General features: G+C 55.3%; 18 protein-coding genes. 10 read left to right on the top strand and 8 right to left on the bottom strand.

Translation table 11 applies throughout. From position 1 onward, the window contains the following. Positions 1 to 4 precede the first annotated feature (4 nt). Positions 5 to 796, bottom strand: a complete 792-nt coding sequence (locus HS100_19015; protein ID MBE7436016.1) for a hypothetical protein — start codon at positions 794 to 796, stop codon at positions 5 to 7. Between the two features lie 235 nt (positions 797 to 1,031). Between HS100_19015 and HS100_19010 the strand changes: the two genes are divergently transcribed. The 7 genes from HS100_19010 to HS100_18980 all read left to right on the top strand — a co-directional run bounded on the left by HS100_19010 (position 1,032) and on the right by HS100_18980 (position 9,561). Then, positions 1,032 to 4,544: a PD40 domain-containing protein gene (locus HS100_19010; GenBank protein ID MBE7436015.1), complete on the top strand. Its 3,513-nt coding sequence runs from the start codon at positions 1,032 to 1,034 to the stop codon at positions 4,542 to 4,544. A 157-nt stretch (positions 4,545 to 4,701) separates the two neighbouring features. Continuing rightward, a complete protein-coding gene (efp, locus tag HS100_19005; protein ID MBE7436014.1) occupies positions 4,702 to 5,259 on the top strand; it encodes an elongation factor P in 558 nt (185 codons plus the stop codon). A gap of 2 nt (positions 5,260 to 5,261) precedes the next feature. Further along, positions 5,262 to 5,594, top strand: coding sequence for a hypothetical protein (locus HS100_19000; GenBank protein ID MBE7436013.1), 333 nt, complete (start codon positions 5,262 to 5,264; stop codon positions 5,592 to 5,594). 32 nt (positions 5,595 to 5,626) lie between these two features. After that, positions 5,627 to 6,829 carry a DinB family protein gene (locus HS100_18995; GenBank protein ID MBE7436012.1) on the top strand — a complete coding sequence of 401 codons (1,203 nt, stop codon included), beginning with the start codon at positions 5,627 to 5,629 and terminating at the stop codon, positions 6,827 to 6,829. Positions 6,830 to 6,966: 137 nt separating this feature from the next. Then, the gene (fabF, locus tag HS100_18990) at positions 6,967 to 8,205 is read left to right on the top strand and encodes a beta-ketoacyl-ACP synthase II (protein ID MBE7436011.1); all 1,239 of its coding nucleotides are present in this window, start codon (positions 6,967 to 6,969) and stop codon (positions 8,203 to 8,205) included. A gap of 9 nt (positions 8,206 to 8,214) precedes the next feature. Further along, positions 8,215 to 9,318 (top strand): ketoacyl-ACP synthase III, encoded by a 1,104-nt coding sequence (locus HS100_18985; GenBank protein MBE7436010.1) that lies wholly within the window; start codon positions 8,215 to 8,217, stop codon positions 9,316 to 9,318. 57 nt (positions 9,319 to 9,375) lie between these two features. Next, complete coding sequence (locus HS100_18980; GenBank protein MBE7436009.1) at positions 9,376 to 9,561, top strand: twin-arginine translocase TatA/TatE family subunit; 186 nt, start codon at positions 9,376 to 9,378, stop codon at positions 9,559 to 9,561. Positions 9,562 to 9,623: 62 nt separating this feature from the next. On the opposite strand, the gene HS100_18975 is transcribed toward HS100_18980, so the two are convergent. The 7 genes from HS100_18975 to trmFO all read right to left on the bottom strand — a co-directional run bounded on the left by HS100_18975 (position 9,624) and on the right by trmFO (position 17,690). Next, positions 9,624 to 10,217, bottom strand: coding sequence for an SET domain-containing protein-lysine N-methyltransferase (locus HS100_18975; GenBank protein MBE7436008.1), 594 nt, complete (start codon positions 10,215 to 10,217; stop codon positions 9,624 to 9,626). A gap of 342 nt (positions 10,218 to 10,559) precedes the next feature. Continuing rightward, a complete protein-coding gene (locus HS100_18970) occupies positions 10,560 to 12,533 on the bottom strand; it encodes a serine/threonine-protein kinase (GenBank protein ID MBE7436007.1) in 1,974 nt (657 codons plus the stop codon). 70 nt (positions 12,534 to 12,603) lie between these two features. Further along, entirely contained in the window at positions 12,604 to 12,807 is a 204-nt protein-coding gene (locus tag HS100_18965; GenBank protein MBE7436006.1) for a hypothetical protein, read from the bottom strand. Continuing rightward, a complete protein-coding gene (hflX, locus tag HS100_18960) occupies positions 12,804 to 14,177 on the bottom strand; it encodes a GTPase HflX (protein ID MBE7436005.1) in 1,374 nt (457 codons plus the stop codon). Before hflX ends, HS100_18965 begins: the two co-directional genes overlap by 4 nt. Further along, positions 14,137 to 15,408, bottom strand: coding sequence for a HAMP domain-containing histidine kinase (locus tag HS100_18955; protein ID MBE7436004.1), 1,272 nt, complete (start codon positions 15,406 to 15,408; stop codon positions 14,137 to 14,139). Before HS100_18955 ends, hflX begins: the two co-directional genes overlap by 41 nt. A 39-nt stretch (positions 15,409 to 15,447) precedes the next feature. Next, on the bottom strand, positions 15,448 to 16,350 hold the full coding sequence (locus tag HS100_18950; GenBank protein MBE7436003.1) for a M28 family peptidase: 903 nt from the start codon (positions 16,348 to 16,350) through the stop codon (positions 15,448 to 15,450). Next, on the bottom strand, positions 16,347 to 17,690 hold the full coding sequence (gene trmFO, locus HS100_18945; protein MBE7436002.1) for a methylenetetrahydrofolate--tRNA-(uracil(54)-C(5))-methyltransferase (FADH(2)-oxidizing) TrmFO: 1,344 nt from the start codon (positions 17,688 to 17,690) through the stop codon (positions 16,347 to 16,349). The genes HS100_18950 and trmFO overlap by 4 nt, the downstream gene beginning before the upstream one ends. Before the next feature lie 69 nt (positions 17,691 to 17,759). Here trmFO and HS100_18940 point away from each other — a divergent pair, with 69 nt between their 5' ends. The 3 genes from HS100_18940 to HS100_18930 all read left to right on the top strand — a co-directional run bounded on the left by HS100_18940 (position 17,760) and on the right by HS100_18930 (position 22,738). Then, positions 17,760 to 20,357, top strand: coding sequence for a GAF domain-containing protein (locus HS100_18940; protein ID MBE7436001.1), 2,598 nt, complete (start codon positions 17,760 to 17,762; stop codon positions 20,355 to 20,357). Positions 20,358 to 20,432: 75 nt separating this feature from the next. After that, complete coding sequence (locus HS100_18935; GenBank protein ID MBE7436000.1) at positions 20,433 to 22,016, top strand: response regulator; 1,584 nt, start codon at positions 20,433 to 20,435, stop codon at positions 22,014 to 22,016. After that, the gene (locus HS100_18930) at positions 22,013 to 22,738 is read left to right on the top strand and encodes a response regulator transcription factor (protein MBE7435999.1); all 726 of its coding nucleotides are present in this window, start codon (positions 22,013 to 22,015) and stop codon (positions 22,736 to 22,738) included. Before HS100_18935 ends, HS100_18930 begins: the two co-directional genes overlap by 4 nt. Positions 22,739 to 22,791: the final 53 nt, after the last annotated feature.

The following is a 22,791-nucleotide window of genomic DNA, read 5'->3' as shown; positions in this document are numbered from 1 at the left end:
CAACCTATTTCCAGATAAATTTGAGATCTTCGCCGCCGGCCGCATTCCAGTATTGTGGATTGGGGCTGAGAGTCATGCCTTCTTCGGTCCATGAAGAAATGACATACGCGCCGCTGGAGATGATGGTGCTTTGGCTTGTGCCGTATGCGGGGTTGCTTAGCGACGCGGGACTCAGGATCGCAAACGCCGGTTCCGCGAGATAGTTCAACAACTGCGGTTCGATGCGATTAAGGTGGACGATAAAGGTATTGGAGTCCACCTTCTGAACTCCGTCCACTTGCGAGACCGCGCGGTTATTTGCCTCTCTTTCGCCGTTGAAAGCCAGGAAGCGATTCAGCCAGGAGGGAAAGTTCCCGTCCCCGTGAAGGGGGCTGTTGGGTTCGAACCAGCGGTTGAAATTATCCGCGATCGCATCCACGGTGATCTGTGAGCCGTCGCTGAATCGTGTGTTGGGACGGATCTCGAATATGTAGTCCAGTTCGTCGTCTGAGACGGTCCAGGATTGTGCGATACCCGGCTGAATATTTCCGCTGGAATCGACCGTGACCAGCCCTTCATATAAATAGCCGCTCACCAGGAGCGAATCTGCGTCGGAGGTCTTGGCGGGGTCGAGCAGTACATCGCGGTTAATATGGGTGAAGGTCTGGGATTGAACCGTTGCTTCCGCGGTGATGACAGGCAGCTCGGGGGCTGCCACCCCTGTATCTTCAGAATTATCTTTTGGTCCGCAGGCTGACAGGAGGATAAAGGCGGCTGTAAGGATTAAGAAACCTTTTTTATTCGTTAAATTTTTCATGGTACACTCTCTCTACTCGATGGGGATCGAATTTTCTAAGGAAATATTGTAATTCTAATACATTTCAGCCGTTTGCTTTGCACGGCAATATAATTGTTCACTGCTGTTATATTTGTCGCTTAACGAACCCTTTTCGGGCGGTTTTCGCTACAAATTTAATGTCTATGAATACGATTCCAGGCGAAAGAAACGTCAATCTTTTTTTATCGAGCCGTTTAGATTTAGTGAGGTAGATATGTGGTTTTCGAATGCCAAACTTGACCTGTTCAAATTTCTATCCATCCTTGTGATCGTGTCCTTGCTTGTGGTTTCCTGTGCTCCGGGTCAGGGGTTGGAAGGAACTGGCGGAGAGGGGGGCACGGAAGAGCCTGCGCCTCCAACAGAACCTCCCACGGAGGAACCTGCGCCGCCTACAGAGCCTCCTACAGAGCCTCCTACGGAGGAACCGGCGCCGCCCACGGAACCTCCTTTAGAGGCGACCCCAACAAATACCCCGTCCGAAGAGGCGCAAGCGGCTCAAGTGGGACCTCAGGATCAGGCGACAGCCACACCCACGAATACGCCGACAAGTACACCCACATCAGCGGGGGATGCGGGCGCTCAGGGTGGGCAGGGAGGCGTGGTCATTGAGCCAACTTCGACAGAAACGCCTACTCCGCAGCCTGGTGGCAACCAGGGGAACGCAGGCGCTGCTGCGGTCGACGATCCTTATGTCGGTTTGGGGGTTGCGTGTAACAATGACCTGACTGCGACCTTTACGATCACGAATATCGGCGGTCCATTGTCGGGTGGAAGCTACACGGTTTCTGAACCGGGGAAGAACCCGGTTACGAACTCGCTCGATCTGAATCCGAATCAGAGCATTTCCTTCAACGCAGCCGGGAATGCCACGGTTAAGGTGACGTATTCAACTTCCCAGTTGGATGCCGTCAACCTGCAGGCGGTCGGTACCTGTCTTCCCCTCCCTCAGGCGACGGCTACTCCAACAGGCACTGCAACGAAAACGCCGGGTCCAAGCCAGACCCCGACGAATACAAGAACCCCGACTGCCACCCGTACGCCCACTCTTACGAAAACTCCCGGGCCGTCACCCACGCCTTCGAATACTTTTACTCCTACAATGACGCGGACTCCGAGGCCTACCCGCACGCCTACTGCCACACATACGCCGGGTCCGTCTCCGACACCGACAAATACGAGAACCCCGAGGCCGACAAGGACGCCGTCCAATACGCCCACGCCTTCCAACACGCCGCAGCCGACAAACACGCCTACGATCACGTTCACCCCATCGCCTACCAGCACGCCGGTCGATGGTCAACTGGATCTTAAGGTCTTTTGTAACGTCGATCAATCTGCCACCTTCCTTATCACGAATATTTCGGGAAGTGTGAGCGATGGGACATTTGTCCTTTCCGATCCGGCGCAATCCGGACCTGTGGACTTGCAGCCCGGTCAATCCGTTACTGTGAACGGCGCTGGCAACGCAAACATGACGGTGACCTATAAAACCTCCTTCTTATCCTCTGTGACCTTGAACGTGACCGGTTCATGCACCCTGAAACCCACCCCGACGCCGACAGCAACCAGCGCTCAGCCGGTGAATCCGCCAGTGTTTACAGTTCAAGGCGCTTGCGGCGGAGTGAATACCGGAACTGCGGTCTTCACCGTCACCAACAACGGCGGCGCGATGACGACCCCGTATACCTACAACATTACCGACTCAAACGGCACAGTCGTGGATACCGGGACGATCAACCTGCCATCTGGGCAGAGTACCACCATTACAGTTACCGGACCTTCCACCTCTTATGCGTTGTCATCGCCGGACGATGCCTCATTATCTTCACTTGTGGATATGTCCACTTGTGTGACCTCCCCTCCACCGCCGCCGCCTCCACCAGCTGATCTATCCATAACCGGCTCATGCACATCGAACACGGGTACGGCATCCTTCACGATCACAAACAATGGGAATGCCATGGCGGCGCCGTACGACTACGTGATTTTGGATGCGAACGGCGCGGTGGCGGGCGCAGGTCAGATCGACCTTGGCGCGAACCAAAGCACAACGATTTCCGTGACCGGTTCATCGACGAGTTATACCTTCGCCACACCCAATGATGTCGCACTTACGACCACTGTGGATATGACCGCGTGTGTGGCGGCGGGACCTGCAGGTGGACCGCGTGTGCCCCCGCCTGCCGATTTATCCATCACCGGAGTCTGCACTTCAGTGGGAGGTACCGCCACCTTTGTCCTTACAAATAACGGCACGAATATGGCTGTCCCATATCCCTATACGATCACGGATGCAGGCGGAGTTGTGGTACAAACCGGCACGATATCCCTGCTGGCGGGCCAAAGTATCACCCTGACGGTAACCGGCTCATCCACAAGTTATACATTCGCCACTCCGAGTGATGCGACGCTGACGACAGTTGTTGATATGACCGCCTGCGTCCCGCCTCCTCCGCCGCCGCCCGCGTTGACCGCCAACGGCATTTGTGTCTCAACCGATGTGGCTGAATTCACCATCACAAATAATGGTGGCGATATGCCTGCGCCATACGCGTTTACGATAACCGACCAGAACGGCGTGGTCATTCAGAGCGGGAATGTCCGACTGAGGTCTGGCGAAAGCATGACGATAACGGTGACCGGACCCAACCAGGTGCTCATCCTGAATCTGACCAATCCCTCGGGCACCACAGTCCGCGTTGCAATGGCTGATTGCGTGGAACCAATTAGATCGGTCGCCCCGGCTGAGCCGGACATTTGTATCCAGTGTCTTGTCTTCCATACCTTCCGCGACGATAACCTCGAAATCTATCGCCTGGACGGGATCGAAGGCCAGCCCGGTTTCAAACTATACAACCTCTCCAAGGATGAAGCGGTGGACAGCCGCCCAAGCCGCGCTCCGAATGATTCGTGGGTTGTCTTCCAGAGCAACCGCGATGGGAATGTCGAGTTGTATTACACGGACCTGCTCGGCTCCGGCGAGGCGACTCGCCTGACGGAGACGCAATCCAATAATACGAACCCGATGTACGGACCCGATGCCCAGACGGTCGTTTTCCAAAGCGACAGGAACGGACGGTTCGACCTGTTTACGATCGACCAGCAAACCGGCGAAGAGACCCAGATTACGAGCAATCCGGCTGATGATATCAACCCCTTCTATTCGCCAGATATCGAGAAACTTGTCTTCCAAAGCAATCGAAACGGCAACTGGGACATCTACATCCTCGATGTGGAAACGCTCACAGAAAAGAGGCTCACTGAATCCGCGGAGGATGAAATCTTCCCGGCCTGGTCGCCCAACGGCAAATTGATCGCCTATATCGTTCAGGATGAAAACGGAAACACCGATCTTTACGCGATGAACATCGATACCGGTCAGGTGAAAAGGGTCACAACGGACGGCAAGACCATCAACGCGGTCTGGTCTCCCGAAGGTGATCGTATTGCCTACCAGTCTGAACGGGATGGCAACCTGGATGTTTACTCCTTCGATTTCCGCGCCAACAAGGAATACCGCGTTACCGACTACGAAGGGTTGGATTCGGGTCCCACCTGGGATTGCGGCGGCACCAACCTGGCGTTTACCACCGTCCGCGACGGCAATCCGAATATCTTCCAGGCCTTCTGGCAGGGCGGACCCGCAGGGAATATGACGATCGACCCGGCTACGGATAAGTGGTCTCAATGGCGGCCGTCCAACGATGTGTCGAGCGTAGGTGAATAGATCAAATCAACCAACAAAGGCGCCCTCTCCTGGAGGGCGTTTTTGTTGCTTTCTCCATTGGAACTAGCCATGAAGCGATACTCATTGGTATAATCCGCCCGCTTCCGTGTTCTGTGCATCATGACGGGCAATAAACCAACCAAGGAAAGATGATTGTATGATCGACGTAAACGAACTTCGCAAAGGGGTCACCTTCGAACTGGACGGTAACCTCTACAAAGTATTGGATTACAGCCACAACAAGACCGGACGCGGCAATGCCAATATCCGCATCAAGGCGCGCAACCTGCTGACCGGCGCGAACATCGAGCGGACGTTCAACTCCGGGCAGTCAGTCCAGGATGTCAGCCTCGACTTCGCCAATGTTTCCTACCTCTACAATGACGGCGACATGTACTACTTCATGGATAAGGTCACATTCGAACAACCCGCCATCAAGAAGGAATCCCTCGGTGAGAGCGCTCGATACCTCCAGGAAGGCATGGAGGTAAAACTGACTTTTTACAAGGGCGAAGCCATCGATGTGGAAATGCCGACCTCGGTGGATTTGAAAGTGGTGGAGGCGGAAATGGCGATTCGCGGCGATACCGCCACCGGTGTGACAAAGAAAGTGACCACTGAAACCGGGTTGACCGTTCAATGCCCGAACTTTGTCAATGTAGGCGATACGATTCGCGTGGACACCCGCACCGGCGAGTACATTACCCGCGTATAACGATGAAAACCCCTTCAGGCCAGGAATGTCCGCATTTTTACGGTGATTACTTTCGCGGTAGGAACGTGGAGGAATGCCGTCTGCTCATGGCTCAGGGCCAAACCTGGACCAGGGACCTTTGCGGCACCTGCCCCGTACCAGCCATCGCCCGGGCGAATTCCTGCCAGCACATGAAATTGAATGCAACTGTTTCCCGCCCGCTCGTGGCATTGTTCCAGCGCAGGGTTCAGATCCAGGCATTTTGTGAAAAATCGAAGCAAAATGTCCCTGAACCCCAGGTGGGGTGCGGCGAATGCCACGCTCTTCCATTTACATTCGAGATAAAAGAAGAATAGAATCCGAGGACTCCGGGGGAGTCTTACAACCTATGACGCTGACCCTTTTGCTTGACCTCGATGACACCCTGCTGAAGACCAACCAGAGTGCTTTCGTTCCCGCTTATTTTCAGGCGATTTCCACCCATCTGGCTCCGCAACTGGATCCTGGCTTGATTGCTGGCGCTCTGCTCTCCGGCATGAACGCCATGAATCAGAGCGGGGATTTCTCGCGCACATTGAAGGAGATCTTCGACGATGTCTTTTACCCGATGATCGGGTTGCAAAAAGGGGAACTTGATTCCGAGATCGAAGTATTTTATGACGAGATCTTTCCCGCGCTTCAGCCGATCACGGAACGCAACCCGGACGCGAAGCCCTTCGTTCACTGGGCGCAATCGCAGGGTTTTCGGCTTGTCGTCGCCACAGACCCGCTCCTGCCGCGCAAAGCCACTTACCACCGTGTGCGGTGGGCGGGTTTCGATCCCAACGAATTCGAGCTCATCTCCACCTTTGATGATTTTCATTTTTCGAAGACCCATTCCGCTTATTACGCTGAACTCCTCGGTCGGCTCGGCTGGCAGGAGGGACCGGTCTTGATGGTGGGCAACGATATGGAGCGGGATATTCTACCCGCAAAGCGCCTTGGGCTGGAAACATTTTTTCTTAACGGAGATTCCGCATCAGGTCCCGGACCCGAAGCGGGATTGCACGGTTCCCTGCCGGATCTTCGCCGGCGCCTTGAATCCGCAGACCTGACGTCGCTTATCCCATCCTTTACGGCAAAGGAATCCATCGTTTCGATCCAATCGGCGACCCCTGCGGTATTGGATGGATTGTTCCGAAATCTCGAACCGGCTGCATGGTCGCTCAAGCCCTCCGATGACGATTGGTCATTAACGGAATTGATCTGTCATCTGCGCGATACCGAACGGGAGATTCACCACATGCAATTGAAATTGTTCGATGGGCAGGGCGAACCGTTCATTCCGCGGCCGGATACGGGAGTATGGGCCAGTCAGCGCGATTATCTTCATGAGGATGGACCAGGTGCCATGCGCGAGTATACCGAAGCGCGAAGGGCGACTCTCGATATCCTGATGAATATGCCGGATAAGAATTGGGAGCGCAAAGCCCGCCATGCCATCTTCGGCCCCACGAATTTTCGCGAAATTGCCGGGTTTATGGCTGACCATGACCGGATGCACATCCATCAAGCATGGTCGATATTGAAAAAACTGGCTTTGGAAAAGTGATCTTCCTGTGTCTGGTGAGTCTTATCGAAGCATTTTCAGCCTTATGAAATGCTCGATCCCCGGCGTGTCTAAAACCCCGATCCTGTGTTAATTATAAATAATTCCCTTGCTTGAATTTCCCAAGGAGTGTTTGATAAATGAGAAAACGCGTTGTGATTACCGGGATGGGTTGCGTCAGCCCGGTGGGAAATAATGTAAAAGAAACATGGAATGCGCTTCTGGCAGGCAGGTCAGGGGCGGCTCCCATATCGTCGTTCGACGCAAGCAGCCACAAGACAAAGTTCGCTGCGGAAGTAAAAGGTTTCGATGGCGGCGCGATGTTCGGTCCGCGAGAGGCGCGCAAGATGGACCGCTTTACACAATTTGCCACATCCGCCACTCTTGAGGCTCTCGAACAATCCGGTTTGAAGATCGATGAATCGAATCGCGACCGGGTGGGTATTCTGATCGGTTCCGGCATTGGCGGGGTCATCACCATCATCGAACAATACCAGGTTTACAAAGAACGCGGACCCGACCGAGTCAGCCCGTTTCTCGTCCCGATGATGATCTCGGACAGCGCGGCGGGGAATCTTGCCATCCGGATTGGCGCGCGTGGACCGAACATGTCAATTGCAACGGCTTGCGCCACCGGCACCAATTCTTTGGGCGAGGCGGCCGAGATGATCCGGCGCGGCGCGGCGGATGTCATGGTGGCGGGCGCTGCCGAGGCGGCGATCCATCCATTGACAATGGCTGGAATGAACGTCATGACCGCGCTTTCGGCGCGTAACCACGAACCGGAGCGCGCCTCCCGTCCCTTTGATAGGGACCGTGATGGATTTCTGATGGGGGAGGGATCCGCAATTCTGATACTTGAGTCTTTGGAACATGCCCAGGCTCGCGGCGCGAAGATCATATGCGAATTTACCGGCTACGGCACGTCGGATGACGCCCACCATATCTCCGCTCCCGCGGAAAATGGCGCAGGCGCGGCGATCTCGATGAGCAATGCTTTGAAGGATTCGGGATTGGAAGTTTCCGATATTCAATACATCAACGCGCACGGTACATCCACCCAGCTGAACGATAAAAGCGAAACAGCCGCGATCAAGACGGTCTTCGGTGAACAGGCATATAAACTCGCCGTATCTTCCACCAAATCCATGACCGGTCATTTATTGGGCGCATCCGGCGCGCTGGAGGGAATGATTTCAGCGCTCGCGATCGTGGATCAGATTCTTCCGCCCACCATCAATTATGAGACGCCTGACCCGAACTGCGACCTGGATTATGTGCCGAATAAGGCGCGAAAATCCGAAGTCAGCCATGTGATGTCCAATTCCTTCGGTTTCGGCGGACATAACGCGACCTTGATACTCAGCCGCTTTCATTAAGGAGAAAGAATGCCATACGCGCACATCACAGGCTGGGGAATCAGCGTCCCAGAGCCCGTTCTGACCAATGACGATATCGCGAAAATGGTGGAAACCAGCGATGAATGGATCCGCGACCGCACGGGAATCCGTGAACGGCGCATCGCGCGTGAAGATCAATTCACCTCAACGCTGGCGGTCGAGGCTTCGATCAAGGCGCTTGAAGTTGCAAATCTTGCACCGACCGAGCTGGACCTGATCATTGTCGCTTCTTCGACCCCGGAATACATTTTTCCTGCCACTGCCTGCATCGTGCAGGATCAGATCGGCGCCACAAAGGCCGGTGCCTTCGACCTGTTGGCGGCATGTTCGGGTTTTGTGTTCGCCGCGAATATGGCGGCTCAATCGATCCGCTCCGGCTCGATCAAAAATGCGCTGGTCATCGGTTCCGAGACCCTATCGCGATTCACGAATTGGAAGGATCGCAACACCTGTATTCTCTTTGGCGATGGGGCGGGGGCGTTTGTCATTCAGGCGAGCGACCAGCCGGGGGGAATTCTCTCTGCGGTAATGCGCTCAGACGGCTCAGGCGCGGATTCGCTCACGCTCTTGGGCGGTGGTGCCCGCCATCCGGCGACTGAAGCGACCGTCCACGAAGGCAAACATTACATTCAGATGGACGGCAAGGCTGTATTCCGTTTCGCGACCCGGGTGATGGGATCCGCCACAAAGGAAGCGCTCGAACTTGCCGGATTGACCACCGCCGACGTGGATTGGGTCATCCCGCATCAGGCGAACTACCGCATCATCGAGACGGCGGCAAAATACCTCAAACTGCCCCTCGAAAAATTCGTCATCAACGTGGATCGCTACGGCAACACATCCACGGCGTCGATTCCCATTGCGGCCGTCGAAGCCATCGAAAAAGGAAGCCTGAAAAGCGGCGACAAGGTCGTTTTCGTCGGGTTTGGCGCCGGCCTGACCTGGGGTGCGCTCGTCGCCGAGTGGACGGGACCGATTCCCACCAAGCGTCATGTGTATCCTAAGCAGTATCGACTGTTTGCCCGCCTGCGATCGTTGGTCCGCCGCGCGTTGCGTTTCATCGAAGGTTTGTTCTCACGCCGCGAGCTTTAAGCGCCTTTTCATGGAATCATGGTACGATAATCGCGAAATAAGAAAAGGAGCAATGAAATGCCATTCAGATTCGGACCCCTGGAACTCATCGTCCTGCTTGTGATCGTCGTCCTGATTTTTGGACCCGGGCGCATCGGCAAGGTGGCGGGCGAGATCGGCAAGAGCATTCGATCTTTTCGGGACGGGTTGTCTGGAAAAGACGATGAAGAAACCCACGCAACGACGACCGAAGAAAAAAAATAATCCTGCGCCTGGGTGTAAAAAGCGCCTTCCTTCGAAGGCGCTTTTTGTTTCCATGCTTTCTATTATTTGAACGCTACGCTGGGCGTTGCCACCTTGCCGGCATAACTACGGGTCTTTTCCCTCATCGCACGTTCGAAGGCGCGGCGTTCCGCCTTTTGTGCATCGATGCGGCGCTGGACATGCGGAGAAAAGAAACCCGCATAGCGTTTCTGAAGTTCCGGCCTCTGCCAGTCGTTACCGCTTACACGCCTGCGGCAGTTCGGCGCGCCGCACAGGCAGTCGAACTCATCGTAGGGCATGGTATCGCACATGGCGTAATCGAAACAAACTTCCTCGCCGATTTGGATGTCTCGCATGGCAACGAGTCCAATCTGGCCCGAAAGACCTGCGTTCGGGTTGCACGAGTGATTGACATAATCTCCCTCGCCAATGGGGCGCGGCACCAGGAAGTGACGATCTTCGACCTGGAGGCACAGACTGCGCTCACGTTCGGGTAGGTGGATAAAGGTCTCCCATTCATACACAACGCCGCCGAAAACAGCGATCAATTCACCCTTCTTAATGGGCTTGAGAGTGAAAATGCTGTTCCCGCTTTTATCGGCTTTCAGGCGACCTTCCAACTTAGAAGACAGATAGGAACTTGGTTGCTTGGACATTCATACAATCACCTTTCGTATTTGAGGGTTAAAGATGAACAGCGCCTCCCGCGGTGGACGAGCCGCGAAAAACGCCATTGGTGATTGAATGATACATCAAACAGCCTGCATGTAAAGGGTTTGAGTCGTGCAGATTATTTTTCCGCCAGTGATGATTCGTTATTTCGGCTTCCCCCGAAATTCATAAACGATAACTTCAATACTCCTGGGATGCAAAAACTTCATGGCGGATTCCGGACCCGAATCGCGCCTCGCTTCCTGCCCAAAAGTGGTTCCAACCATTTGCATCTGCATTCCCCGATAATTTTCCCGCACGTTACGCAGAATTACCAATCTGCCAGCTTACTCTATCCAATTTGCGCCCCAATCGGGTTCCGGGTCGTTTGTGAGTTGTCTCATGCCTGAGCCGTCCGCCTCCATGATGTACAAATCCGCCTGGTCGTTGTTTCTCAGGGAATTGAACACGATGAATTGGCCGTTCGGCGAATAGGACGCGCCTGCGTTATTCCCGCCATCCGTCACTTGGGTGGATTTCCCTGTGGCAATGTCGATCTTGAAAATGTCTTTGTCCCCGAATGGACCTGCGTGAATGAGCAGGGATGTTCCGTCCGGTGACCAATCCACGCTTCCACCGATGCCCGATAATCCCTGGGAGATCTTGAGGTGGTTTCTCCCGTCGATATCCATACTGTATATATCATATTCTTGGGGTGAGCCTGAATTCATTGCATAGGCGATTTTTTCTCCCCTAGGCGACCAGGCTACAGCGACGATATCGCGCAGACCCGTATAAACCAGCCTCGGATTCAACCCGTCTGCGTTGACCATCCATACGGCTGTTGGACCGTCCCCGACACGATTTGCAAAAACGATCGTCCGACCGTCGGGGGAGAAATCCGGTGAAATCACATTGCCGACATTTTCGGTCAACTGAAACACCTCCCTCTCGGCGAAATTCAACACGAAGAAATCGAAATTCCCGTTGCGATTGGAGGCAAATAACACGGAACTTCCATCTGGTGTGAAGACGGGGTAATAATTGCTCGCCGCCATATCCGTAAGCTGGACGAGGTCTGTCCCGTCGCGGTTGATCATGCAAAGCTGGTTGTAATCGCCGCGCGTGCAGGTGAAAACGATGCGGCCGCCATTTGTAAAAGTGGGCCGGGGTGTGGGGGAGGTGGAAGGTTCGGGGGTGATGTTTGGAACGAATTTTGTGAAGAGGACCGGGGTCGGGAGTGGATTCTCTCCAGCCGGGCGGATAAAAATAAATAAGGCTACGAATCCGGAAACGAAAAAGAAAAGGATGAATGGAATGATTCCAAAGCGCAGGGCGGGCTTCTTTTTTGGGGTACCAAGCGATGCGAGGCGTTCTTCCAGGGGGACTGTGTCTGCGCTGACGGCAGTGGATTTGGGCGGGGGAAGAAACTCCCATGCGTTGAGCGCGGAGTCTATGATCGGAGCGTTTTTTGCATTGGCTCGCACAGGAATCTTATCCACCGAATACCCTGCGGCTAATGCCAGTGATGAGATCAATTCGGTCGTTGTTTTGAGCCGTTCTTCGGGATTTTTCCTTAACGCCCAAAGGACCATGCGCGAAAAATTACCGGGGAGATTTGGATTCAGAGATGCCGGGGCAGGCGGGGATGAGTCAAGATGCGTTTTTCGGATCGAGTCGAAAGCGCGCGGCGGATTCTTTCCATTGATCCATTTTCCCGTTATCAGTTCGTAGAGCATGACTGCCAGCGAGTAGATGTCGGTGGCCGCGGTCTGGGGTTTCTTTTGGATTTGTTCGGGTGAGAGGTGTAACGGCGGGTGGCTTGAGGTGTTGAAATGGACCGCTCCCGCTGCCCCGATCCCGCAAAGGATGAGTTCACCGCGCTTGTTGATGCGCACGAGTTCGGGGGAAAGATGAAGATGGAGAAAGCCCTGTTTGTGTAGCGCCTCCAATCCGCTGCAGACCGCCCCGGCAACGAAGAGCGCTTCCTCGGCGCTCAACAGACCGCGCGTACGGATTTCTTTCATCGAAGGACCGTCGACCCAATTTTCAACAAAAAAGGTCAGCGCGGGAGTCCTTTGAATGCCGTAATACCTGTTCAAGTTCGGGTGGGAGAGCGCTTGAAGCCGGGCCGAATTCCCCTCGAGTTCTTTCATTGCCTCTGCGTTTTCGGTAACAAGTACCGGAAGAATGGTGATTGCAAAGGCTCTATTCGTGCGCTCGTCCGTTGCCCGATACAGTTCGCCCAGCGCTGTGACGCCGGCGAATTCTTCGATTCGGTACTGGTTTATGGAGGTTTTTATCGCGAGAGTCGGGGGCATGGCGAATCACAAGTGGTGCAGGTTTCCCCACTTCCTATTTGCCGGCGAAAGATATTGAACTCCCGTCAAACTACAAAGCCCACGCAAGCATCAAGCCGAAGATGGCGACGATCAACCCGAGATGCAGGCAAAGATTGGCGGTCGCAAGGATCGAGCCGGGGAAGATGAATTGGAGGAGCAGGTTCAGGAGGATGAGCGCCAGCCCGATGATTGGCAGAAGGCCTTTGCGATGGGCGAGATATTCTGAAAGAAAATCGAGCATTTTCGAGATCATGCTTCCTCCAGGTCGGCTTCGGTCTCATGCATTCCCGGCGCGCTGCCGTTCGGTTGGATCTTCCAGGGTGCGAATTGCGCCAGTAGCCTTCCAGGCAGACTCCCATGGATCAAGACACCGCCGCGTTCGTGCTCGACGCGCTCCACCTGACCAAGTTCGTGATAGAGCGAGATCAACGCACCTTCCTTATATGGAAGGCGGACGCCAATCGTTTCGAATGCCTCGAATAATTCTTCCTGCACGAGCATGAGCAAATCATCCATGCCCGAGCCTTTCAAAGCGGATGTTGCCACGGATTTGTGAAAATTTTCCAATATCCTTGCCGCATTTTCCGGATCTTTCAACCGATCGGCTTTGTTCAAGGCGGTGATCATCGGTATATGACCTGCCCCGATCTCTTCCAGGGTTTGTAAAACGGCTTGATATTGTCCGAGCGCGTTCGGATGGGAAATGTCAACGATATGCAGTAACAGGTCGGCTTCGGCGATCTCTTCGAGCGTCGCATGGAATGCCGCGACCAGCGTGGTCGGGAGTTTTTGGATGAATCCGACTGTATCGGTGAAAAGAGCCGTATTATCGCCGGGAAGCTGGACGCGTCGCGTGGTCGGATCGAGCGTGGCGAAAAGTTGGTCTGCAACGTAGACATCGGCTTTGGCGAGGCGGTTCAGGAGCGTGGACTTGCCCGCGTTGGTGTATCCGACCAGGGCAACGGTGGGGATGCGCGAACGTTTCCTTTGTGCCCGGTAGCGCATGCGATGCGCCTCCACTTTGTCCAGTTCTTTTTTGATGTGCGCAATGCGTTTGCGGATCGTGCGGCGGTCAACCTCGAGCTGGGTCTCGCCGGGACCACGCAAGCCCACTCCGCCGGTCGAACCGGCGCGTCCGCCGCCGCCGCCTGCCTGCCGTTCAAGATGCGTCCATGCGCGGGTGAGGCGGGGAAGGTTGTATTCGTATTGAGCGAGTTCCACCTGCAGCATGCCTTCTTTTGTATGGGCATGCTGGGCGAAGATGTCGAGGATCAGCGCCGTGCGGTCGATGACGCGTATGTTTTTGCCGAGCGCTTTTTCCAGTTCGCGTTGGTGGCGCGGTGAAAGTTCATCGTCGAAGATGACGACTTCAGCGAGAGTTTCTTCGGCAAGCGCCCTGAGCTCTTCCACCTTGCCGGGACCGATGTATGTCTCGACGTTCGGGCGTTGCAGCCGCTGCGTGATCTCGCCGACGACATCCACGCCGGCAGTGTCTGCAAGCAATGCCAACTCTGCAAGCGAGTCTTCTAGCGAAAGGACATTTTTATGGTCGCGAAGCTCAACGCCTGCAAGGAAGGCGCGCTCACGCGGGGGGATCGTCGGTTGGGGGATTTTCTTCGCCACGTAGATCAGTTTCCATTTTTTGTTCAAGGCTGCCAAAGAATTTGAGCATGACAGGGTTTGTCGGCTCGGTTCGTGTAGGCAGCAAGATGTGAAAGGTCGAGCCGGGTAATTTTACTTCGTCGTAACCTGGGGATTCAACCCATATCGTTCCACCGTGCGCCTCGATAACGCCGCGAGTGATGGAAAGACCCAGACCGGGTCCGCCCCCCTTGAATTTTATTTTGCCGCTGGAGTGTAAGTCCTCCTTGCCGAGTTGGCCGAATTTTTCGAAGATGAGCGCTTGATCTTCGGCGGAAATGCCGATCCCGGTATCCTTGACGGTGATTTCGATAAATCCTGGCAGGAGCCGCCCGTCGATCGTGATCTGACCCCTGTCCGGTGTGTATTTAATGGCATTCGTTATTACGTTGTTGAGCGCCTGATACAACCTTTCAGAGTCGCCGTAGATCATCAGGTCGCTTCCTTCGAAGTCATTGACGGTCAAGGTCTGCTTTCGTTCAGCGATCGTTTTCTTGAACTCGTTTCGAGCGAGATCCAATAGATGGCTGATCCACATCGGCTGGATGTTCAATGTGAGCAGGTTGTTATCTATCAAGGACACATCGATCATATCGTCGATAATTTCCCGTAAGCGCAGGACGCCGGTATTTACCCCGGCCAGGTAGCTTCGCATTTGCGCCTGCGAGTCGGCCTGGATAAAGTCTGCCATCATGGAGGTGTAGCCTTCGATCAGAGTGAGCGGAGTCTTCAGTTCGTGCGCCGCCACGGAGATGAACTTGGATTTATTCTGATCGAGGATCTGCAACTTTTCCTGCACCGCCCCCAATTCCTTCGAAATATGTGCTACGCGGGTTTCCATCTCGTACCGGATCACCACGCCCAGACTATGTGTCAATACCGGGATGGTCGCCGCGAGAAGTTCAAGCGCCTCTTTGGGTTTAAGGTGCTCCCGGGAGATCTCGAGGGTGAGCGAGATCATGCGGTTCAGAATGAATGAAACATAATAATCGGCATGTTCGAGGTTCGTTTCGGTGGGAGAGCGTCCCCAATCGTACAGGATCGGGTCGAGCCATGCCATGTCGCCGGTGATGATGGTTTGTTCGAGCAGGTCATAGAATCTTTCCAATTGCTCTGTGAAACCCGCGCGTATACCTTCCCCAACCGCCATTTCTCGGGAAACGCGTTCCACCCAAATGGGACGAAGTTTACGCAAAGATGCCTGTACTGCCATTGCCTTAAGTGTAAGCCCAGTCTTTTCTTTTGACCACTCTTAATTTCCGCCTTGTTCAACGACCCAATGCCAGAGCGTATCCCCCACGGCTTTCAGGCTGTCGGCTGATACCTTATCCGCTGTGTCTTCGGTGGTATGCCAGTAGGGATAATCGAAGTCAATGATATCAACGGCAGGGATGCCTTTCTCGAGAAAGGGGGTGTGATCGTCGAGCATGCTGTGTTTCTCCGACGGAATGAATATATCGCCATAACCGAGCCGCTCTGCGGTCTTCCAAATTTCCGCACGAAGGGTGACGTCTGAATTCCTTTCGTAATAAAGGTTCAAATCCGCATCCCCGACCATATCCACGATGATCACCGCCCGGGGACGAACAGGGATTTCCTCCACGAATGCGCGCGAGCCGAGGATCCAATCCCAGCCCTCGATGCGCCCGTTATCTTCTGCGTCGAAGAAAACCAGCCACACGGGCACTGTATCATCCGGCAATATGCGGGCTAGTTCGAGCAAAACCGCCACTCCGGATGCGCCGTCGTTCGCGCCGGGAACAGGCTCGCTCCTCTTCGTTTCAACCGGATCGTGGTCGGCGATAAATCTTGTATCGTAATGCGCGGCAAGGATGATTTGCGGTAATTCCCCGCCTTTCTTTGCAATAATGTTGTAAATGGGATGTCCCAGCCGCTCCGCCTCGTGGACTTCTACAAGCCAGCCGGTATTTTCCAACTCTGTGCGCATCCATTCGCGGACCTGGGCATGTCCGGCCGACCCGGGCGTTCGTGGTCCCATGGCGACCTGGACTTCCACATCTGCCAATGCGCGTTCTCCATCGAATGTTTCCGGAGTCGTGCTGTATGTGTTGAATGAAAAGGCGTACCAGCCTGTTATGGCCAGGAACAACGTGCTTATAAGACCCAGATAGATCGTTGGATTCCGTTTGTTCATGATGGTTGATTCCGTAAATAATCTTCCAATGCGCCTGCGGCGCGGTCTGCGTGGGCTTGACCCTTTTCGCGTTTGCCGATCTTCCTTTCAGGATGAAGTTCCGGCAGGATGCCGAAGTTGGCTTTCATCGGTTGGAAGTCTTTCAGGTCGGCATGGGTGACGTAATGACATAATGCGCCGAGCATCGTCTCGCGGGGGAGTTCAAACAGCGGTTTACCCTGCATGAATCGCGCCAGATTGATTCCCGCCAGCAGTCCTGTGGCGATGTTGCCCATGTAGCCTTCCACGCCGGTGATCTGACCTGCAAAGAAAAGGTTGTCGCGGGAGATATGTTGAAGGGTGGGGCGCAGAAGCTTGGGCGAAGCAATGAATGTATTGCGATGCATCTGGCCATATCGCTCGAACTCGGCGTTTTCGAGTCCGGGGATCATTCTTAACACGCGTCTTTGCTCGGGGAATTTCAGATTGGTCTGAAAACCAACGATGTTATACAAACTGCCAGCCAGATTATCCTGCCGGAGCTGCGCCACCGCGTACGGACGTTTACCCGTCCGTGGGTCGCGCAAGCCGACCGGGCGCATGGGTCCATAAGCCAGCGATTCGTCACCTCGTTCGGCGATGATCTCCACGGGCAGACAACCTTCGAAGAAGTGACCTGCCTTCACGCCTGTCTTGATTGCGTCTTCAAAGGAGCGCAGTTCGATGCGCTCTGCCGTGCGCAAGGCATGCAGGAATTCGTAATATTCTTCCTTGGTAAAGGGGCAATTGATGTAATCGCCTTCATCCTGCTCGCTTTTATCGTAACGCGAAGCGCGAAAAGCGATTTTCATGTCGATGCTTTCGGCACGCACGATGGGAGAGATGGCGTCGAAGAAGAAAAGGTGTTCGTCGCCGCTCAACGCCGCAACGGAGTTTGAGAGACTTTCCGAGGTGAGCGGTCCACTGGCGATGACGACCGGCGAAAGTGGAATCTCTTTCACCTCTTCACGGATCAACTCAATGTTCGGGTGAGCCGAAATCTTTTTCGTCACCCTGCGTGCAAACGCCTCGCGGTCCACGGCAAGCGCTGCCCCGGCGGGGAGAGCCGTTTCCTCCGCGCATTTGACGAGGAGGGAATCCAGCCGGCGTAGTTCATTTTTCAGGACGCCCGAAGCGCGGTCGGCCTGGTTCGAACCGAGTGAGTTAGAGCAGACCAATTCCGCAAGTTGATCCGTCACATGAGCGCCGGTCGACGCCTGCGGACGCATTTCATAAAGTTTTACCCTTAAATTTCGTCCGGCGATCTGCCAGGCGGCTTCACTCCCGGCGAGTCCGCCGCCGATCACGATGATATCCTTCATAAGGCGGTTATTTTAACGTGAAATGTCTTAATCATGAGTGACGCGGGTATAATTTGAAAAACAACCGCCATGCAGACCGAAACAGGCATCGAGACCCAACTCAAGGAAGCCGTTCAACTCTCCGGCGCAAACTGGGCTGTGCTGGCGGAACGGGTGGGGGGCGTTTGGCTCGTGCGCGTATCTCACCGTTTGAATAAGGCGGCTCAGAACGAATTGACCGGCATCATGGCGATCAATTCGACGGACGCGTGGTTGTGCGGCGCTCTTACAGGAGGACATCCACGCTCTGCAGAGATGGGGAAGAACCGCGGGTTGGGCCACGGGCGTTTTTATGCCTTTCCGATCTCGAACTCGTCGAAACTCATCCTGGTCGGCGCTGAGGAGCAGACCGCCGAAGCGCAGAGAGTCTGGCGCTTGATGACCTCCCTGCTTTCCGGTCAGCTTGCCCCGAAGGGACAGGCGCTTCTTCCCGACCTCCAATCTGGGCTGGCCTTCAATCTGCCTCTTGCGCTCGAAAAAGTCCTCACCAACTTTGTGCAGACGGTAACCTGCCAGGGAGCCTGGCTTGCGATTCGGCGGGGTGATACGCTCGACGTTCAAGCTGAGTGGAACGCTCCCAGGGCACGCGGAGCCTCCCTTCTGATCGACGAAAATCCGGTCTTCCGCCGGGTCAACCGTTCGCTCTCTGATTTACTGCTCACCCGCGGACAGCCAAACTTCGACCAACTCCCGTTTACAAACCTGAAACCGAACAGCGGCGCATGGATCTGTTTACCCTTGGTGATCGGGCAACGCCTGATCGGCGTCGTTGCGATGTGGCGTCAGAAGGAATTTACGACATCCGAACGCGGTCAACTGCGCGAACTGGCGATGGGCATCCCGCAAACGGTGGATATCGTTGTGACCTTCTCGGAGATGTCCTCGCACCTGCGCAGGCTTGGCTTGCTGAACGACTTCGTATTGACCGTTTCCTCCGCGCAGAATCTCGACCAGATTGCCCGCCGTATGTTCGGTTTGCTTACCCGCGCTTTCAGCACCGAATTGATCGCGCTCTTCTTAAGATCGAGCGATGGTCGCATCCTTCGCGAATATCGTTTATATGAAGGCAAATTGAACGTGACCAGCGCTTCTGTGACGGAGCATCCCATCCAGCCGTTCCTGAAAGAGGGACGGGTCCGTCGTGTCTCGGATTCGTCCCGCGAAGGTTACATTGGGATTCATAAAACCGCCCGTTCTGAGTTGATCGTCCCGCTCCGTTACCGCGGACAGGCGATGGGCGTGCTTGTCATCGAGAATGCGCAAGCGGAGGCGTTCAGTCAATACGACGAGCATCTCATGGTTGTGATCGCCAGCCATCTGGCGGGACTCATCGAATACACCCGCCTGCGCGAAGAGGCGGAGGGCCGGGCGCGAAGCCTGGGCTTGATCCATGAAGTCGTCCAACAGGTCATTGGCTTGAACGACAAAAAGGAAGTTGCCTCCATCACGGCGGAATTGGTGGCGCAATACTTTCGTTACGAGCTTGCGGCCATTTTACTCCTCGATGCGCACAATGAATTTTCCATTCAAGGCATCGGCGGGACCCAGGCGAAGACATTTACCGAGTCCCTGGACGGTGAAGACTTTGTCGTCCTCGAAGGCGTGACCGGCCACGTATCTCGCAAGGGCGAGAGCGTCCTGCTGAATGACACATCTCAAAGCAAGCTCTATCAACCGACCAGGGGCTGGGAGGCGCGCTCTGAGATCTGCGTTGCCGTCAAGGATGGCGAACAGATTCTCGGCATCATCGATGTGGAAAGCCGCGAATTGAACGCTTTCTCTCATAACGACTTGATCGCGATGGAAGCGCTCGCAGGGATTCTCGCCTCGGTGGTGACCAGCGCCAATCAATATCAACGCTTGCAGGAAACCGTCCATCAACTCCAGATGACCGAGATGGAACTCAAGGAACGCATGGAAGCCCAGCGCGCCGCCGAGAATCGTCTCTTGCAGGCGGCAAAACTTGCAGCAGTCGGCGAAATGGCGGCAGGTGTGGCGCATGAATTGAATAACCCGTTGACCACCGTGACGGGATTTTCAGAGTTGATGCTGGAAGACCTGCCCGAAGATTCACACCACCGGCAGGAATTGCTCATGGTCCTGAACGAGGCGCGCAGGGCTAGTTCCGTCGTCCGTCGTCTGCTCGATTTCTCGCGGCAGGGGGAGCGCATCCGCGCCAGCGCCGATCTGAACGAAGTGGTGAACGATGTCATTGCGCTGACTCGTCATTTGATTCAAACGAACAATGTTGCGCTCATCCTCGAGCTCGACGAATCCCTGCCCTGGGTGTCCATTGATTCGAATCAAATGAAACAGGTTCTGCTCAATCTGATCCACAACGCATTGCAGGCGATGCCGCGCGGCGGCGAGATGCAGGTACGCACGTTCCGGAGCAGGCGTGAAAACCGCGATTGGGTCGTGATGTCTGTGCGCGATACGGGTACGGGGATCACACCCGAAGCCCAGGCGAAGATCTTCGAGCCGTTCTTTACCACCAAAGGCGACAGCGGCGGCACGGGTCTTGGTCTATCTGTCACGTATGGTATCGTCGCCGATCACGGCGGCACGATCGAAGTCCTGAGCCAATCCGGGCGCGGTTCTGCCTTCGAGGTCTGGCTGCCGTTGTAATCATTATCGCGTAGGGCGCGTTCTCTTACGCGCCTCGGGGCGTTGGATAACGCCCGTTACACAAAGTCGGAGAACATGGAATCACCTTTCGTTTACGTCGTCGATGATGAACCCGGAATTGCCATGCTGTGCGAGCGGGTGCTTTCGCGCGCGGGTTACCGTGTTGTCACCGAGACCAATCCGCGTAAAGCTGTCGAGTACTTTGAAGACCATCCGATCGACCTTCTTCTCGTCGACATTCGCATGCCCGAAGTGGATGGTTTCGAAGTTATACAGCATATCCAACGCTGGCAGCCGGATGCCGCAATTCTCATCATGACGGGACATGGAACGGTGGATACCGCGATCCGCGCATTGCGGCAGGGTGTGGATGGGCTCATCCTCAAACCGTTCAAACAGGGCGCCGAACTGGTCGATGCCGTCAAACTTGCATTCGCCGACAATCGAAAGAAACGCGATGCCGCGCGCACACAGGCATTGCGCCCGCTATTTACCGTCACCGAGGCGATGCTTTCCGAGATTCGCCGCGCGCCTTTGCTCGATCTCGTCATCAAAGCCATCACCGCCCAGGTCAATTGTTCGCAGGCGGCGTGTTATCAAAAACCGAAGGACGCAAAGGATTATTCCCGCCTTGCCGCGCGGGGGATTTACGAATCGAATTCATTGTTGGAATTGATTTCCAGCGCGGGGGGCTCGGATTCCCCGGTTTTGATCAATGCAACCGGACCCGGAAATCCGTCACTCAAAACGCTTCTCGCGGACCTCGATCTTGGTTCTGCGATTCTCGTGCCGGTTCATCATCCAAGCCTGAGCACGGTCTTCTACGCCGCCCGCGCGGTGGACGAATCACCGTTTCGCGAATCGGATCTGGAATTGTTCCAGATCCTTGCGCGCCAGGCTGCGACCGCGCTCGAAAATTCCCGCCTGTATGCCGAGCAGGTGGAATATGTGCGCCAGCTCGAAGCATCGCAAAAAGCCTTGGTCCAATCGGAGAAAATGGCGGCGGCGGGACGGTTGAGCGCATCCATTGCCCATGAACTCAACAATCCGCTTCAGGCGGTTCAAAATTGTCTGCATCTTGCCGGGCGCGAAGACCTGCCGGAGGAAAAACGCCGGGAGTATTTCGATATGGCGCGGACGGAACTCGAACGCCTGATGGTCACCGCCCGCCGCATGCTGGATTTTTACCGCCCGAACGCATCCACCCAGACGCAGGTCAACCTGGTGGATATGCTCGAGTACGTCTTGAGCCTGATGTCCAGGCAGTTATCCGAGGCGAAGGTCAATGTCGTCAAGGATATCCGCGATGACCTGCCGCTCATATCGGCTGTGGGGAGTCAGGTCCAGCAGGTTTTCATCAATCTCATCCTCAATGCGGCAGACGCGATGACGCCGGGCGGGGGCGACCTGCGAATCACCGCGCGGAAGTGGGAGAACGGGGTGGAGATATTCTTTCAGGACAGCGGTAAAGGGATTTCCACAGCCGAACAAGCCAACATCTTCGAGCCCTTCTTTAGTACCAAAGACGGGGGCACGGGGCTCGGCTTAACAGTAAGTTACAATATAATTACCGCGCACGGCGGGTCGTTGGAACTGCTTGCGGACCGCGCACCCGGCGCCTGTTTTAGAATCCTGCTGCCAACCGGAGGTAAACAATGAAGTCGAACATCCTTGTCGTTGACGACGAACCTGTAGCCCGGCAATCTCTCACCGATATTCTGAAACTCGAGGGGTATCTCGTCCAATCCGTCCCGAACGGGCAGGCGGCCGTCGAACACATCCGCACCCACGCCGTGGACCTGATGGTCGTGGACCTCAAAATGCCGGGCATGGACGGTCTCGAAGTCATCCAGGTCGTCAACCAAACGTCCCCCGAAACGGAAATCATATTGCTCACCGCGCACGGTTCAATCGAAACCGCCGTGCAAGCTTTGCGGCTACGCATCCACGATTATTTGCTCAAGCCTGCCTCCCCGGCGCAGATCCTTGCCAGCGTAAAAAAAGGTCTGGGTCGGCGAAGCAAACTGCGGGCGGGGACTGCGGCGGTGACCGGGTCCGAATCCACGCAGGAAGTGTACACGCTCAAAGACGGCACCATGGTCGACCTGTCGCGTCGTCAGATCAAACATAAGAGTAAGATCGAGCATCTCACGCCCGCCGAGGGTCGACTCCTGCGCATCCTGATGGAGAATGAGGGCAAGGTCTTTTCGCACCGCGAACTGGTGCTGCTCGTGCAGGGTTACGACACCTCGGCGCGCGAAGCCCCCGAAATTTTGCGCCCGCTCGTCAGCCGCCTGCGCCACAAACTGGAAGCCTTCCCCTCGCTTTCGGAGAAGGTCGTCAGCGTGCGCGGGACGGGGTATTTGTATGAGGGGGGATGATGTGGGTAGATCGGTAAATTAGGAAATGGTAAAGGGACAGCCGAGAGGCTGTC

Source organism: Anaerolineales bacterium (assembly GCA_015075725.1).
Taxonomy (GTDB): domain Bacteria; phylum Chloroflexota; class Anaerolineae; order Anaerolineales; family Villigracilaceae; genus Villigracilis.
Note: the sequence above shows the minus strand (reverse complement) of the source record. Positions and strands in the feature narration are given on the sequence as shown.